The following is a 14,467-nucleotide window of genomic DNA, read 5'->3' as shown; positions in this document are numbered from 1 at the left end:
TGTCGTTAGCTCAAGTTAGCGACTGAACGGAGAGTCAAATGGCCAAAGCTAAGTTTGAACGTAACAAGCCCCACTGCAACATCGGCACCATCGGTCACGTCGACCACGGCAAGACCTCGCTGACGGCTGCAATCACCAAGATCCTGGCCGAGACGGGCGGTGCGACGTTCACTGCCTACGACCAGATCGACAAGGCCCCGGAAGAGAAGGCGCGCGGCATCACCATCTCGACCGCGCACGTCGAGTACGAGACCAAGAACCGCCACTACGCCCACGTCGATTGCCCTGGCCACGCCGACTACGTGAAGAACATGATCACCGGCGCTGCCCAGATGGACGGCGCGATCCTGGTCGTGTCGGCCGCTGACGGCCCGATGCCGCAGACCCGTGAGCACATCCTGCTCGCCCGCCAGGTCGGCGTGCCGGCGCTGGTCGTGTTCCTCAACAAGTGCGACATGGTCGACGATCCGGAGCTGCTGGAGCTCGTCGAGCTCGAGGTCCGCGAGCTGCTCTCGAAGTACGAATTCCCGGGCGACAAGATCCCGATCATCAAGGGCTCGGCGCTGGCCGCTCTGGAAGATTCGGACAAGAAGCTCGGCCACGACGCCATCCTCGAGCTGATGCGCAATGTCGACGAGTACATTCCGCAGCCGGAGCGTCCGATCGACCAGCCCTTCCTGATGCCGGTCGAAGACGTGTTCTCGATCTCGGGCCGCGGCACCGTGGTGACCGGCCGTGTCGAGCGCGGCATCATCAAGGTCGGTGAGGAAATCGAGATCGTCGGCATCCGTCCGACCCAGAAGACCACCGTCACCGGCGTTGAAATGTTCCGCAAGCTGCTCGATCAGGGCCAGGCCGGTGACAACATCGGCGCGCTGCTCCGCGGCACCAAGCGCGAGGACGTCGAGCGCGGCCAGGTGCTGTGCAAGCCGGGTTCGGTCAAGCCGCACACCAAGTTCAAGGCTGAGGCCTACATCCTCACGAAGGAAGAGGGTGGCCGTCACACGCCGTTCTTCACCAACTATCGGCCGCAGTTCTACTTCCGCACGACCGACGTGACCGGCGTCGTTCACCTGCCGGAAGGCACCGAGATGGTGATGCCGGGCGACAACATTGCGATGGAAGTGCACCTGATCGTGCCGATCGCGATGGAGGAGAAGCTGCGCTTCGCCATCCGCGAGGGCGGCCGCACCGTCGGCGCCGGCGTCGTCGCCTCGATCATCGAGTAACAGCAGCGAATAGGGAATGGCGGGTGGCGAATGGAGATTATCCATTCGCCGTTCGCTACTCGCCACTCACTACTCACAGAAAGATACGGCAATGAACGGCCAAAATATCCGCATCCGTCTCAAGGCGTTTGACCATCGTATCCTCGATACGTCGACGCGCGAGATCGTCAACACGGCGAAACGGACCGGCGCGCAGGTTCGCGGACCCATTCCGCTGCCGACCCGCATCGAGAAGTTCACCGTGAACCGTTCGCCGCACGTCGACAAGAAGAGCCGCGAGCAGTTCGAGATGCGCACCCACAAGCGCCTGCTCGACATCGTCGATCCGACCCCGCAGACCGTCGATGCTCTCATGAAGCTCGATCTGGCCGCTGGCGTCGACGTCGAGATCAAGCTCTAAGTTTTTGGATTCACGTTCGCACCTCACGCGGACATAGAGAAGAACAGGAAGCACGCCGATGCGCTCCGGAGTGATCGCACAAAAGGTCGGGATGACGCGGGTCTTCACGGAGACCGGCGAACATATCCCCGTGACCGTGCTGAAGCTCGGCAATTGCCAGGTGGTCGGTCACCGCACCACCGAGAAGAACGGCTACGTCGCGCTGCAGCTCGGCAGCGGCAGCCGCAAGACGGTCTACATGCCGAAGGCGGAGCGCGGCCAGTTCGCGGTCGCCAAGGTCGAGCCGAAGCGCAAGCTCGCCGAATTCCGTGTCAGCGAGGATTCGCTGATCCCGGTCGGCGCCGAGATCCAGGCCGACCATTTCGTCGTCGGCCAGTTCGTCGACGTCACCGGCACCTCGGTCGGTAAGGGCTTCGCCGGCGGCATGAAGCGCTGGAACTTCGGCGGTCTGCGCGCCACGCACGGTGTGTCGATCTCGCATCGTTCGATCGGTTCGACCGGTGGCCGTCAGGACCCCGGCAAGACCTGGAAGAACAAGAAGATGCCCGGTCACATGGGCGTCGATCGCATCACCACGCTGAACCTGCGTGTGGTGCAGACGGACGTCGAGCGCGGCCTGATCCTGGTGGAAGGCGCGGTGCCCGGCTCCAAGGGGGGCTGGATCTCGGTGCGCGACGCCGTCAAGAAGCCGCTGCCGAAGGAAGCGCCGAAGCCCGGCAAGTTCAAGGTCGCGGGTGAGCAGGCTGCCGAAGCGCCGGCCGTGCAGGAGGGCGCATAAATGGAACTGAAAGTCACCACCCTCGAGGGCAAGGAAGCCGGCTCCGTCCAGCTGTCCGACGCCATCTTCGGTCTGGAGCCGCGTGCGGACATCATCGCGCGCTGCGTCCAGTGGCAGCTCAACAAGCGTCAGGCCGGCACCCACAAGGCCAAGGGCCGCGCCGAGATCTGGCGCACCGGCAAGAAGATGTACAAGCAGAAGGGCACCGGCGGTGCTCGTCACGGCTCGGCTCGCGTGCCGCAGTTCCGGGGCGGCGGCCGCGCCTTCGGTCCGGTCGTGCGCTCGCATGCGACGGACCTGCCGAAGAAGGTCCGTGCGCTGGCGCTGAAGCATGCGCTGTCGGCCAAGGCCAAGGACGGTGATCTGGTCGTGCTGGAGAACGCCACCCTGGAGGCGGCGAAGACCAAGGCGCTGATCGGTCACTTCTCCGGTCTCGGCCTGACCAACGCCCTGATCATCGACGGCGCCGAGCTGCATACCGGCTTCACCAATGCCGCCCGCAACATTCCGAACATGGACGTGCTGCCGATCCAGGGCATCAACGTCTACGACATCCTGCGCCGTCAGAAGCTCGTGCTGACCAAGGCGGCGATCGATGCGCTGGAGGCGCGCTTCAAATGAAGACCATCGATCCGCGCCACTACGACATCATCATCGCGCCGGTCGTGACCGAGAAGGCGACCTTCGCCTCGGAGCACAACAAGGTTCTGTTCAAGGTGGCCGCCAAGGCGACCAAGCCGCAGATCAAGGAAGCGATCGAGAAGCTGTTCGACGTCAAGGTCAAGAGCGTCAACACGCTCGTCCGCAAGGGCAAGACCAAGGTGTTCCGCGGCAATTTCGGTTCGCAATCGGACAGCAAGCGCGCGATCGTGACCCTCGAAGAGGGCCACCGTATCGACGTGACCACCGGACTGTAAGGCTGAGCTGCCATGGCACTGAAGACATTCAATCCCACGACGCCCGGCCAGCGCCAGCTGGTGATGGTCGATCGTTCGGCCCTCTACAAGGGCAAGCCGGTCAAGGCGCTGACCGAAGGCAAGCAGTCGAGCGGCGGTCGCAACAACACCGGCCGCATCACCGTTCGCTTCCTCGGCGGCGGTCACAAGCAGTCGTACCGCACGGTCGACTTCAAGCGCGACAAGGTCGACGTTCCCGCGACCGTCGAGCGCCTGGAGTATGATCCGAACCGGACCGCCTTCATCGCGCTGGTCAAGTATCAGGACGGCGAGCTCGCCTACATCCTGGCGCCGCAGCGCCTGGCGGTCGGCGACACCATCGTCGCCGGCAACTATGTCGACGTGAAGCCGGGCAACGTCATGCCGCTGGGCAACATGCCGGTCGGCACGATCGTGCACAACATCGAGGTCAAGATCGGGAAGGGCGGCCAGCTCGCGCGTTCGGCAGGCACCTACGCCCAGATCGTCGGCCGCGACCAGGACTACGTGATCGTCCGCCTGAACTCGGGCGAGCAGCGCCTGGTGCACGGCCGCTGCCGCGGCACCATCGGTGCGGTGTCGAACCCGGACCACATGAACACCTCGATCGGCAAGGCCGGCCGCAAGCGTTGGATGGGCCGCAGGCCTCACAACCGCGGTGTCGCGATGAACCCGATCGACCATCCGCACGGCGGCGGCGAAGGCCGTACCTCGGGCGGTCGTCACCCGGTCACTCCGTGGGGCAAGCCTACCAAGGGCAAGAAGACCCGCACCAACAAGTCGACCGATAAATTCATTCTCTTGAGCCGCCACAAGCGGAAGAAGTAAGGAACGACGGACATGGTTCGTTCAGTCTGGAAAGGCCCGTTCGTCGAGGCGTCGCTGCTCAAGAAGGCAGATGCGGCGCGCGCGTCCGGCCGTCACGACGTCATCAAGATCTGGAGCCGCCGCTCGACCATCCTGCCGCAGTTCGTCGGCCTGACGTTCGGCGTCTACAACGGCCAGAAGCACGTGCCGGTGGCGATCAACGAAGAGATGGTCGGCCACAAGTTCGGCGAGTTCTCGCCGACCCGCACCTTCCACGGCCATTCGGGCGATAAGAAAGCCAAGAAGGCTTGAGGATTAAGCGATGAGCAAACCAAAGCGCGAACGGAGCCTCCCCGAAAACGAGGCCAAGGCTGTGGCCCGGATGCTTCGGGTGAGCCCGCAGAAGCTGAACCTGGTGGCGCAGATGATCCGCGGCCGCAAGGCGTCGGCCGCCCTCGCCGACCTGCAGTTCTCGCGCAAGCGGATTGCGGTCGACGTCAAGAAGTGCCTGGAATCGGCGATCGCCAATGCCGAGAACAATCACGAGCTCGAGGTCGACGATCTCGTCGTCTCGCAGGCTTTCGTCGGCAAGGGAATCGTGATGAAGCGTTTCTCGCCGCGCGGCCGTGGCCGTTCGGGCCGAGTTTTCAAACCGTTTTCGCAGCTGACGATCATTGTGCGTCAGGTCGAGGCGAGCGCTTAAAGCAGGCGCTGGGAGAATACGATGGGTCAAAAGATCAATCCGATCGGTCTGCGTCTCGGCATCAACCGGACCTGGGATTCGCGCTGGTTCGCTGGCAAGGCCGAGTACGGCAAGCTGCTGCATGAAGACGTCAAGATCCGCGAGATCCTGCACAAGGAGCTCAAGCAGGCGGCCGTCGCCCGCATCGTGATCGAGCGTCCGCACAAGAAGTGCCGCGTCACGATCCACTCGGCACGTCCGGGCGTCGTGATCGGCAAGAAGGGCGCGGACATCGACAAGCTGCGCAAGCGCGTCGCCGACATCACCTCGTCGGACGTCGTCATCAACATCGTCGAGATCCGCAAGCCGGAGCTCGATGCGACCCTGGTCGCCGAGTCGATCGCCCAGCAGCTCGAGCGCCGCGTCGCGTTCCGCCGCGCCATGAAGCGCGCCGTGCAGTCGGCGATGCGTCTCGGTGCCGAGGGCATCCGCATCAACTGCTCGGGTCGTCTGGGCGGCGCGGAAATCGCCCGCATGGAGTGGTATCGCGAGGGCCGGGTGCCGCTGCACACGCTGCGCGCCGACATCGACTACGGTGTGGCCACCGCGTTCACCACCTTCGGCACTTGCGGCGTGAAGGTCTGGATCTTCAAGGGCGAGATCCTCGAGCACGATCCGATGGCACAGGACAAGCGGATGAACGAAGGCGGCGGCGAGAGCTCGCAGCCCCGGTCGCGCCGCGACGCGGCCTGATCGATCAGCCGCGACAAGACAGGTTTGAGGGCTCAAAGCCATGATGCAACCAAAGAAGACCAAGTTCCGAAAGGCGCATAAGGGCCGTATTCACGGCGTTGCGTCCTCGGGCGCGACGCTGGCCTTCGGCCAGTTCGGGCTGAAGGCGATGGAGCCGGATCGCGTCACCGCGCGCCAGATCGAGGCCGCCCGTCGTGCCTTGACCCGTCACATGAAGCGCGCCGGCCGCGTCTGGATCCGCGTGTTCCCGGATCTCCCGGTGTCGAAGAAGCCGGCTGAAGTCCGCATGGGCTCCGGCAAGGGCTCGCCTGAATTGTGGGTGGCCCGCGTCAAGCCGGGCCGGGTGATGTTCGAGATCGACGGCGTGAGCAACCAGATCGCGCGCGAGGCGCTGCTGCTGGCGGCCGCCAAGCTGCCGATCAAGACGCGCTTCGTCGAGCGCATTGCGGAGTAATGGTCATGGCCGAGATGAAGATTGCCGACATTCGCGCGATGAGCCCCGATCAGATGGACGATGCGATCGTCAACCTGAAGAAGGAGCGCTTCAACCTGCGCTTCCAGCGTGCCACCGGGCAGCTGGAGAACACCGCGCGGCTGCGTGAGGCGCGCCGCGACATCGCCCGTATCAAGACCATCGCCGCGCAGCAGCGCGCCAAGACGAAGTAAGAGGCTCGACATGCCGAAACGGACCCTTCAGGGCGTCGTCGTCAGCGACAAGCAGGCCAAGACGATCGTTGTGCGCGTCGACCGGCGCTTCACCCACCCGATCTACAAGAAGACCATCCGCCGCTCGAAGAACTACCACGCCCACGACGAGAACAACGAGTTCAAGCCGGGCGACATGGTGTGGATCGAGGAGAGCAAGCCGATCTCGAAGCTCAAGCGCTGGACCGTGGTCCGGGGCGAGCACAAGAAAACCGCCTGAGGCGCGGACCGCGGCCCTCGTCGAAGAGGGCCCGTTTCGCTTTCGGGATCAAACAAGGCGCAGCTTTCCTGCGCAGCAGATGAAGAGGACGAGGTGCATCAATGATTCAGATGCAGACCAACCTCGACGTGGCCGATAATTCCGGCGCACGCCGTGTCATGTGTATCAAGGTGCTGGGCGGCTCGAAGCGCCGCTATGCCACCGTCGGCGACATCATCGTGGTGTCGATCAAGGAAGCCATTCCGCGTGGCAAGGTGAAGAAGGGCGACGTCATGAAAGCCGTCGTGGTGCGCGTCCGCAAGGACATCCGCCGCGCCGACGGCTCGGTGATCCGCTTCGACCGCAATGCGGCCGTCCTGATCAACAACCAGTCGGAGCCGGTCGGCACCCGTATCTTCGGGCCGGTGCCGCGCGAGCTGCGCGCCAAGAACCACATGAAGATCATTTCGCTTGCGCCGGAGGTGCTGTGATGGCTGCCAAGATCCGCAAGGGCGACAAGGTGATCGTCCTGACCGGTCGCGACAAGGGTCGCACCGGCGAGGTGTTCGAGGTGCGTCCCGACGAGGGGACGGCGCTGGTGCGGGGCATCAACCTGGTGAAGCGTCACCAGAAGCAGACCCAGAACCAGGAGGGCGGCATCATCAGCAAGGAGTCGCCGATCCAGCTGTCGAACGTCGCTTATGTCGGCAAGGACGGCAAGCCGACGCGCATCGGATTCAAGATTCAGGCGGACGGCAAGAAGGTCCGCGTTGCCAAGAGCTCGGGAGTTGAGATCGATGGCTGAGACTGCTTACACCCCGCGCCTCCGCACGGAATACGACCGCACGATCAAGAGCCAGCTGACCGAGAAGTTCGGCTACGCCAACGTCATGCAGGTGCCGCGGCTCGACAAGGTCGTGCTCAACATGGGCATCGGCGAGGCCGTGAACGACCGTAAGAAGGCGGAAACCGCCGCGGCCGACCTGTCGCTGATCGCCGGCCAGAAGGCGGTCGTGACCTACTCGCGCGTCGCCATCGCGACCTTCAAGCTGCGCGAGAACCAGCCGATCGGCTGCAAGGTCACCTTGCGCAAGACGAAGATGTACGAGTTCATCGACCGCCTGATCAACGTCGCGCTGCCGCGCGTCCGCGACTTCCGCGGCCTGAACCCGAAGAGCTTCGACGGCCGCGGCAACTATTCGCTCGGCATCAAGGAGCACATCATTTTCCCCGAGATCGACTTCGACAAGGCCGGGGAGAGCTGGGGCATGGACATCACGGTGTGCACCACCGCGACGACCGACGACGAGGCCCGTGCCCTTCTGACCGCATTCAATTTCCCGTTCCGGCAGTGAGCAGCTGACTTCAAGCTTCTCAAACGCGGATACCCAGGAGCCAAGCATGGCAAAGAAGAGTTCAATCGAGAAGAACAACCGGCGCAAGCGGATGGCGAAGAACGCCGCCCCGAAGCGCGCCCGGTTGAAGGCGATCATCGCCGACAAGTCCAAGCCGATGGAGGAGCGCTTTGCCGCGACCCTGAAGCTGGCCGAGATGCCGCGCAATTCGTCGGCGACTCGCATCCGCAACCGGTGCGAGCTGACGGGCCGGCCGCGGTCGAACTACCGCAAGAACAAGCTGAGCCGCATCGCGCTGCGCGAGCTCGGGTCCAAGGGCCTGGTTCCGGGCCTCGTGAAGTCGAGCTGGTAAGGAGGGTCGCACCATGTCAACGCACGATCCCATCAGCGATCTGATCACCCGCATCCGCAACGCGCAGATGCGCTCGAAGTCGAAGGTCTCGACGCCTGGCTCGAAGATGCGCGCCAGCGTGCTCGAGGTGCTGAAGTCCGAAGGCTACATCCGTGGCTATGCCACGCTGGAGCATCCGTCGGGCCGCAGCGAGATCGAGATCGAGCTGAAATATTTTGACGGCGAGCCCGTGATCCGCGAGATCGAGCGCGTCTCCAAGCCCGGCCGCCGCGTCTACACCTCGGTGAAGAACCTGCCGCGTGTGAACAACGGGCTCGGAATTTCTGTTTTGTCGACACCGAAGGGAATCATGGCCGACCACAGCGCGCGTGACGCGAATGTCGGCGGTGAAGTTCTCTTCACGGTGTTCTAAGAAGGATTGAGCCATGTCACGTATTGGCAAGAAGCCTGTGGCGGTGCCGTCCGGAGTGACGGCCTCCGTCGACGGACAGACCGTCAAGATGAAGGGGCCGAAGGGCCAGCTTCAGTTCATCGTTCATGACGACGTGGACGTGAAGTTCGAGAACGGCCAGGTCAAGGTTGCCCCGCGTTCCGAGACCAAGCGCGCCCGGTCGCTGTACGGCACCGCGCGCGCCCAGATCGCCAACCTGGTCGAAGGCGTGACCAAGGGCTTCGAGAAGAAGCTCGAGATCACCGGCGTCGGTTACCGCGCCGCGATGCAGGGCAAGAACCTGCAGCTCGCGCTCGGCTACAGCCACGATGTCGTCTACCAGATCCCGGAGGGCATCACCATCGCGGTGCCGAAGCCGACCGAGATCACGGTCACGGGCATCGACCCGCAGCGCGTCGGCCAGGTGGCCGCTGAAATCCGCGCCTACCGGCCGCCGGAGCCCTATAAGGGCAAGGGCGTGAAGTACGCGGGTGAATTCATCTTCCGCAAGGAAGGCAAGAAGAAGTAACGGAGCCGGACATGTCGAGAGCCAAGGTTACGAATGCCCGGCGCAAGCAGCGCGTGAGGCTGTCGCTGCGCCGCTCCGCCGGCGGCCGTCCGCGTCTGTCGGTGTTCCGCTCGTCGAAGCACATCTACGCTCAGGTCATCGACGATCAGAAGGGCGAGACGCTCGCCTCCGCGTCGTCGATGGAGAAGGAGATGCGCTCGGCCGGCAACACCGGTGCCGACATCGACGCGGCGAAGGCGGTGGGCAAGCTGCTCGCCGAGCGCGCGGTGAAGGCGGGGATCAAGGAAGTCGTGTTCGATCGCGGCGGCTATCTCTATCACGGGCGCGTCAAGGCGCTGGCCGACGCGGCGCGCGAGAGCGGGCTGAGCTTCTAACATCAATGGATATGGGCGTCAGAGCCCCTCAGAAGATTGGATAGCACCATGGCAGGTGAACGGGAACGAGGCGGTCGCGATCGCAAGGAGCGCGAGGAGCGCGACAGCGAGTTCGTCGACAAGCTCGTCCACATCAACCGAGTCGCGAAGGTCGTGAAGGGCGGTAAGCGCTTTGGCTTTGCGGCGCTCGTCGTGATCGGCGATCAGAAGGGCCGGGTCGGGTTCGGCCACGGCAAGGCACGTGAGGTTCCGGAGGCGATCCGCAAGGCGACCGACTCCGCCAAGCGCAACCTGACCCGGGTCGCGCTGCGCGAGGGCCGCACCCTGCACCACGACATCTTCGGTCGTCACGGTGCAGGTCGCGTCTATCTGCGTGCGGCTCCGGCCGGTACCGGCATCATCGCCGGCGGCCCGATGCGCGCCGTGTTCGAGACGCTGGGCATCCAGGACGTGGTGGCGAAGTCGATCGGCTCGTCCAACCCGTACAACATGGTGCGCGCGACCTTCAACGCGCTGAAGCACCAGGATAGCCCGCGCTCGGTCGCCGCGCGCCGCAACATCAAGGTGTCGACCCTGCAGGCCCGCCGCGTCGGTGGCGATGCCGAAGCCGCCGCCGACTAAGGTTGGGCCGACTAACGAACGCGCGCCGTCCGCTGGATGGCGCAACTCGGAGTGAACACGATGGCTAGCGCCAAGACGATCAAGATCGAGCAGATCGGCAGCCCGATCCGCCGGCATCACTCGCAGCGCGAGACGCTGATCGGGTTGAAGCTCAACAAGATCGGCCGCGTGACCGAGCTGCCGGATACGCCGGCGGTCCGCGGCATGATCACCAAGGTTCATCATCTCGTCCGCATCGTCGACGAGAAGTAAGGAGAAGGGCGATGAAGCTCAGCGATATCGCCGACAACGCCGGCGCGCGCAAGAAGCGCATGCGCGTCGGCCGCGGCATCGGCTCCGGCAAGGGCAAGACCTCGGGCCGTGGCGGCAAGGGCCAGACCGCGCGCTCCGGCGTGCGCATCAAGGGCTTCGAAGGCGGTCAGATGCCGATGCATCGCCGCCTGCCGAAGCGCGGCTTCAACAACATCTTCGCGCTCGATTTCGTCGAGATCAATCTCGACCGGATCCAGCAGGCGATCGATGCCAAGAAGCTGGACGCCGGCAGCGTGATCAACGCCGAGTCCCTCGTGAAGTCCGGTGCGCTGCGCCGCGCCAAGGACGGCGTGCGCCTGCTCGGCCGCGGCGAGCTCAAGGCCAAGATCAACATCGAGGTGCATGGCGCCTCGAAGTCGGCGATTGCGGCGGTCGAGAAGGCCGGCGGCACCGTCAAGCTCCTGGCGCCAGCCAAGGACGAAGGCGAGGCGGCGTAACATCTGCGTCATTGCCCTGCCGCCGGCGCATGCCGGAGAGGGCAGGGCAATGGACAGAACGCGCCCGCGCACCAGATAATATCCGGCGTCTGCCCAGCCCTGCGAGCCCTCGCGGGGCCCAGTGCGGTGAAGAAGGGCGGCGGGAGAAAGCTAGATATGGCCTCAGCAGCGGAACAACTGGCGGCAAACCTCAATTTCGGCGCGCTTGCGAAGGCCGATGAGCTGAAGAAGCGCATCTGGTTCACCCTCGGCGCGCTGCTGGTCTACCGCCTCGGCACCTACATTCCGCTGCCGGGCATCGACCCGAACATCTGGGACTCGGTGTTCCGCACGCAGGCCGGCGGCATTCTCGGCATGTTCAACATGTTCGCCGGCGGCGGCATCCACCGCATGGCGATCTTCGCGCTGAATATCATGCCGTACATCTCGGCATCGATCATCATTCAGTTGCTCACCACCGTCTCGCCCCAGCTCGAAGCCCTCAAGAAAGAGGGTGAGGCTGGCCGCAAGATGTTGAATCAATACACCCGCTATCTGACGGTGATTCTTGCTGCCGTGCAGTCCTACGGCATCGCCGTCGGCCTCGAAGGCGCGGGCAACGTCGTCGCCGATCCCGGCCTGTTCTTCCGCCTCTCCACCGCGATCACGCTGACCGGCGGCACCATGTTCCTGATGTGGCTCGGTGAGCAGATCACCTCGCGCGGCATCGGCAACGGCATCTCGCTGATCATCCTGTCCGGCATCGTGGCCGAGCTGCCCTCGGCGCTTGCCAACATGCTCGAGCTCGGCCGCCAGGGCGCGCTGTCGACCGGCCTGATCCTGATCGTCATCGTGATGGCCGTCGCCGTGATCGCCTTCATCGTGTTCGTGGAGCGCGCCCAGCGCCGGCTCCTGATCCAGTATCCGAAGCGCCAGGTCGGCAACAAGATGTTCGAGGGCCAGTCCTCGCATCTGCCGCTGAAGCTGAACACCTCGGGCGTGATCCCGCCGATCTTTGCCTCGTCGCTGCTGCTGCTGCCGACCACGGTCGCCAATTTCAACGCCGGCAAGGGACCCGAGTGGTTCCAGTGGATCACGACGCAGCTCGGTCATGGCCGGCCGCTGTTCCTGGTGCTGTATCTGGCGCTGATTCTGTTCTTTGCCTTCTTCTACACCGCGATCGTGTTCAACCCGACCGAGACCGCCGACAACCTGAAGAAGCATGGCGGATTCATCCCCGGCATCAGGCCGGGCGAGCGCACCGCGGAATATATCGATTACGTGCTGTCGCGGATCACCGTGCTCGGCGCCATCTATCTGGCGATCGTGTGTCTGATCCCGGAAATTCTGATTTCCTACGCTTCCGTCCCGTTCTACTTTGGTGGCACTTCGCTTCTGATCGTGGTCAGCGTTACGATGGATACCGTGGCGCAGGTTCAGGGTTATCTGCTCGCCCATCAGTATGAGGGGCTGATCAGGAAGTCGAAGCTGCGGGGGCGCCGCCGCGGATAGCGGCGGATCGCGGCCCGGGAACCACCAAGCCAAGAACAAGGTGTGCGGGAGGGTCGCTCACCGTGTGCCGGGGGGCGAAATTCGATGAGACTCATTCTTCTGGGGCCGCCCGGTTCGGGCAAGGGAACGCAGGCGCAGCGCCTGGTGCAGCAATATGGCATCGTTCAGCTGTCGACCGGCGACATGCTGCGTGCCGCGGTGGCGGCGCAGACGCCGATCGGGCTGAAGGCCAAGGACATCATGGCGGCGGGTGGCCTTGTCCCGGACGAGGTCGTGGTCGGCATCATTGCCGACCGGATCGAGCAGCCGGACGCCGCCAATGGTTTCATCCTCGATGGCTTCCCGCGCACGGTGCCGCAGGCGGAGGCGCTGGATGCGCTGCTGAAGCAGAAGCAGATGAAGCTCGACGCGGTAATCGAACTCCGGGTCAATGAAGGCGTGCTGCTTGAGCGCGTCGAGCGCCGGGCCGCCGAGACCCGCGCGCGCGGCGAGGCTGTGCGGGCCGATGATACGCCGGAGGTCCTGACCAAGCGCCTAGCCAGCTACCGCGACCAGACCGAGCCCCTGATCCACTATTATTCGGACCATCGGATGCTGGCGACCGTCGACGGCATGATGCCGATCGAGCAGGTCACCGAGGAGATCGGACGGATCCTGGCCGCCGTCGGCAAGTCCGGCGGCAGCCGGGCGGCCAAAAAGGCAAACCCGGCCAAGCGCAGTGCCAAGGCTCGGGGCAAGACCGCGCCGGCAAAATCGGCCAAAAAGGCTCCCAGGGCGCCCGCGCCGGCGAAAAAGGCCACAAAGACAGCCAAAAAGGTCGCAAAGACTGCGAAAAAGGGAGCAAAAGCGGCCCCCAAGAAAGCCCCCAAGGCTGCGAAGAAGGCCCCCAAGCCCGCTGCCAAGGCGACCCGGGGAACCCGGAAAACCTCTGCAAAGGCTGCAAAAAAGCGCGCCAAGAGGTGACCGAATCTTGTAGGGGCGGTTGACGACCGCCGTGTGAATCCATTAATAAGCCCGCATCCAAGTCGGATGGTTTTCCAAAGATGCCGGGCCCCACGAATCGAGGGGTGGGCGTCTTGTTCGCGTTTGCGGACACCTGCCCGAGATAGCGAGAACGAAGGCCGGTCCATCCTGGGATCGGTGACAGGAGAGAAGTCCGTGGCCCGTATTGCCGGTGTCAACATCCCGACCAACAAGCGCGTCCTGATCGCGCTCCAGTATATCCATGGCATCGGCCCGAAGATCGCGGGCGAGATCATTGACAAGGTCAAGATCGCCGAGGATCGCCGCGTCAACCAGCTGAGCGACCAGGAAGTCCTGCAGATCCGCGAAATCATCGACCGCGACTACGTTGTCGAGGGCGACCTGCGGCGCGAGACCGGCATCAACATCAAGCGTCTGATGGACCTCGGCTGCTATCGCGGCCTGCGCCATCGTCGTGGCCTGCCGGTGCGCGGCCAGCGCACCCACACCAATGCGCGCACGCGCAAGGGGCCGGCCAAGGCGATCGCCGGCAAGAAGAAGTAATTTGGCGAATTGCTGATAGCGGGTGGCGAGTAGGGGCAATCCCTATTCGCTACTCGCTATTCACCATTCGCCTTTCTGGTGTAGCCGCTGGCACTACGGCGGCGTTGAGATCTCGAGAAAGGTACTTATATGGCCAAGGAAGCCGCACGTGTCCGCCGTCGTGAGCGCAAGAACATCGCCTCCGGCGTCGCCCACGTGAATTCGTCGTTCAACAACACCACCATCACCATCACCGACGCGCAGGGCAACACCATTGCCTGGTCGTCGGCGGGCACGATGGGGTTCAAGGGATCGCGCAAGTCGACCCCGTATGCCGCGCAGGTCGCGGCGGAGGACGTGTCCAAGAAGGCTCAGGAACACGGCATGCGCACCCTCGAGGTCGAGGTTGCCGGCCCGGGTTCCGGCCGTGAATCGGCGCTCCGTGCGCTGCAGGCTGCGGGTTTCACCGTCACCTCGATCCGCGACGTGACGACGATCCCGCACAATGGTTGCCGCCCACGCAAGCGTCGGCGCGTCTAATCTGAAAGAGGCGGACAGCATGTCCGCCTCGT

The 14,467-nt window shown here is 64.1% G+C and carries 26 protein-coding genes; all 26 read left to right on the top strand.

Annotation, left to right across the window (positions count from 1 at the left end):
* Positions 1-38 precede the first annotated feature (38 nt).
* The 26 genes from tuf to rpsK all read left to right on the top strand — a co-directional run bounded on the left by tuf (position 39) and on the right by rpsK (position 14,435).
* Entirely contained in the window at positions 39-1,229 is a 1,191-nt protein-coding gene (gene tuf / locus QW861_RS03875; RefSeq protein ID WP_006611837.1) for an elongation factor Tu, read from the top strand.
* 91 nt (positions 1,230-1,320) lie between these two features.
* A complete protein-coding gene (gene rpsJ, locus QW861_RS03870; protein WP_002712302.1) occupies positions 1,321-1,629 on the top strand; it encodes a 30S ribosomal protein S10 in 309 nt (102 codons plus the stop codon).
* 58 nt (positions 1,630-1,687) lie between these two features.
* Positions 1,688-2,407 (top strand): 50S ribosomal protein L3, encoded by a 720-nt coding sequence (gene rplC, locus QW861_RS03865; protein ID WP_006611838.1) that lies wholly within the window; start codon positions 1,688-1,690, stop codon positions 2,405-2,407.
* The gene (gene rplD / locus QW861_RS03860; protein ID WP_315714563.1) at positions 2,408-3,028 is read left to right on the top strand and encodes a 50S ribosomal protein L4; all 621 of its coding nucleotides are present in this window, start codon (positions 2,408-2,410) and stop codon (positions 3,026-3,028) included.
* The gene (locus tag QW861_RS03855) at positions 3,025-3,324 is read left to right on the top strand and encodes a 50S ribosomal protein L23 (RefSeq protein WP_172108066.1); all 300 of its coding nucleotides are present in this window, start codon (positions 3,025-3,027) and stop codon (positions 3,322-3,324) included. Before rplD ends, QW861_RS03855 begins: the two co-directional genes overlap by 4 nt.
* A 12-nt stretch (positions 3,325-3,336) precedes the next feature.
* Positions 3,337-4,170 (top strand): 50S ribosomal protein L2, encoded by an 834-nt coding sequence (gene rplB, locus QW861_RS03850; protein ID WP_006611841.1) that lies wholly within the window; start codon positions 3,337-3,339, stop codon positions 4,168-4,170.
* A 12-nt stretch (positions 4,171-4,182) separates the two neighbouring features.
* Complete coding sequence (gene rpsS / locus QW861_RS03845) at positions 4,183-4,461, top strand: 30S ribosomal protein S19 (RefSeq protein WP_006611842.1); 279 nt, start codon at positions 4,183-4,185, stop codon at positions 4,459-4,461.
* Between the two features lie 10 nt (positions 4,462-4,471).
* On the top strand, positions 4,472-4,852 hold the full coding sequence (rplV, locus tag QW861_RS03840; protein WP_315714562.1) for a 50S ribosomal protein L22: 381 nt from the start codon (positions 4,472-4,474) through the stop codon (positions 4,850-4,852).
* A 21-nt stretch (positions 4,853-4,873) separates the two neighbouring features.
* The gene (rpsC, locus tag QW861_RS03835) at positions 4,874-5,584 is read left to right on the top strand and encodes a 30S ribosomal protein S3 (protein ID WP_012045041.1); all 711 of its coding nucleotides are present in this window, start codon (positions 4,874-4,876) and stop codon (positions 5,582-5,584) included.
* 40 nt (positions 5,585-5,624) lie between these two features.
* Positions 5,625-6,038 carry a 50S ribosomal protein L16 gene (gene rplP, locus QW861_RS03830; RefSeq protein ID WP_008963467.1) on the top strand — a complete coding sequence of 138 codons (414 nt, stop codon included), beginning with the start codon at positions 5,625-5,627 and terminating at the stop codon, positions 6,036-6,038.
* A 5-nt stretch (positions 6,039-6,043) separates the two neighbouring features.
* Positions 6,044-6,250, top strand: coding sequence for a 50S ribosomal protein L29 (gene rpmC / locus QW861_RS03825; RefSeq protein ID WP_006611846.1), 207 nt, complete (start codon positions 6,044-6,046; stop codon positions 6,248-6,250).
* 10 nt (positions 6,251-6,260) lie between these two features.
* Positions 6,261-6,509 carry a 30S ribosomal protein S17 gene (gene rpsQ, locus QW861_RS03820; RefSeq protein WP_212358258.1) on the top strand — a complete coding sequence of 83 codons (249 nt, stop codon included), beginning with the start codon at positions 6,261-6,263 and terminating at the stop codon, positions 6,507-6,509.
* A gap of 101 nt (positions 6,510-6,610) precedes the next feature.
* Positions 6,611-6,979: a 50S ribosomal protein L14 gene (gene rplN, locus QW861_RS03815; RefSeq protein WP_006611848.1), complete on the top strand. Its 369-nt coding sequence runs from the start codon at positions 6,611-6,613 to the stop codon at positions 6,977-6,979.
* A complete protein-coding gene (rplX, locus tag QW861_RS03810; protein WP_315714561.1) occupies positions 6,979-7,293 on the top strand; it encodes a 50S ribosomal protein L24 in 315 nt (104 codons plus the stop codon). Before rplN ends, rplX begins: the two co-directional genes overlap by 1 nt.
* A complete protein-coding gene (rplE, locus tag QW861_RS03805) occupies positions 7,286-7,843 on the top strand; it encodes a 50S ribosomal protein L5 (RefSeq protein WP_172108070.1) in 558 nt (185 codons plus the stop codon). Before rplX ends, rplE begins: the two co-directional genes overlap by 8 nt.
* 46 nt (positions 7,844-7,889) lie before the next feature.
* The gene (rpsN, locus tag QW861_RS03800) at positions 7,890-8,195 is read left to right on the top strand and encodes a 30S ribosomal protein S14 (RefSeq protein ID WP_315714560.1); all 306 of its coding nucleotides are present in this window, start codon (positions 7,890-7,892) and stop codon (positions 8,193-8,195) included.
* Between the two features lie 13 nt (positions 8,196-8,208).
* Positions 8,209-8,607, top strand: a complete 399-nt coding sequence (gene rpsH, locus QW861_RS03795; RefSeq protein ID WP_315714559.1) for a 30S ribosomal protein S8 — start codon at positions 8,209-8,211, stop codon at positions 8,605-8,607.
* Between the two features lie 13 nt (positions 8,608-8,620).
* Complete coding sequence (rplF, locus tag QW861_RS03790; RefSeq protein ID WP_315714558.1) at positions 8,621-9,154, top strand: 50S ribosomal protein L6; 534 nt, start codon at positions 8,621-8,623, stop codon at positions 9,152-9,154.
* A gap of 11 nt (positions 9,155-9,165) precedes the next feature.
* A complete protein-coding gene (gene rplR, locus QW861_RS03785; RefSeq protein WP_006611854.1) occupies positions 9,166-9,528 on the top strand; it encodes a 50S ribosomal protein L18 in 363 nt (120 codons plus the stop codon).
* Between the two features lie 48 nt (positions 9,529-9,576).
* Positions 9,577-10,149: a 30S ribosomal protein S5 gene (gene rpsE / locus QW861_RS03780; protein ID WP_006611855.1), complete on the top strand. Its 573-nt coding sequence runs from the start codon at positions 9,577-9,579 to the stop codon at positions 10,147-10,149.
* Between the two features lie 60 nt (positions 10,150-10,209).
* Positions 10,210-10,401, top strand: a complete 192-nt coding sequence (rpmD, locus tag QW861_RS03775; protein ID WP_006611856.1) for a 50S ribosomal protein L30 — start codon at positions 10,210-10,212, stop codon at positions 10,399-10,401.
* 11 nt (positions 10,402-10,412) lie between these two features.
* Complete coding sequence (gene rplO / locus QW861_RS03770) at positions 10,413-10,898, top strand: 50S ribosomal protein L15 (protein ID WP_009031841.1); 486 nt, start codon at positions 10,413-10,415, stop codon at positions 10,896-10,898.
* 156 nt (positions 10,899-11,054) lie between these two features.
* Positions 11,055-12,389, top strand: coding sequence for a preprotein translocase subunit SecY (secY, locus tag QW861_RS03765; RefSeq protein ID WP_315714557.1), 1,335 nt, complete (start codon positions 11,055-11,057; stop codon positions 12,387-12,389).
* 84 nt (positions 12,390-12,473) lie between these two features.
* On the top strand, positions 12,474-13,352 hold the full coding sequence (locus tag QW861_RS03760; protein ID WP_315750031.1) for an adenylate kinase: 879 nt from the start codon (positions 12,474-12,476) through the stop codon (positions 13,350-13,352).
* 195 nt (positions 13,353-13,547) lie between these two features.
* On the top strand, positions 13,548-13,916 hold the full coding sequence (gene rpsM / locus QW861_RS03755) for a 30S ribosomal protein S13 (RefSeq protein WP_315714555.1): 369 nt from the start codon (positions 13,548-13,550) through the stop codon (positions 13,914-13,916).
* Positions 13,917-14,045: 129 nt separating this feature from the next.
* Positions 14,046-14,435, top strand: coding sequence for a 30S ribosomal protein S11 (rpsK, locus tag QW861_RS03750; protein ID WP_006611861.1), 390 nt, complete (start codon positions 14,046-14,048; stop codon positions 14,433-14,435).
* The last annotated feature ends 32 nt before the right edge of the window (positions 14,436-14,467 follow it).

Origin of the sequence: Bradyrhizobium sp. SZCCHNRI1029 (assembly GCF_032487555.1) — a bacterium.
In the GTDB taxonomy this organism is placed as follows: domain Bacteria; phylum Pseudomonadota; class Alphaproteobacteria; order Rhizobiales; family Xanthobacteraceae; genus Bradyrhizobium.
This window is presented reverse-complemented; position numbering and strand designations above follow the sequence as displayed.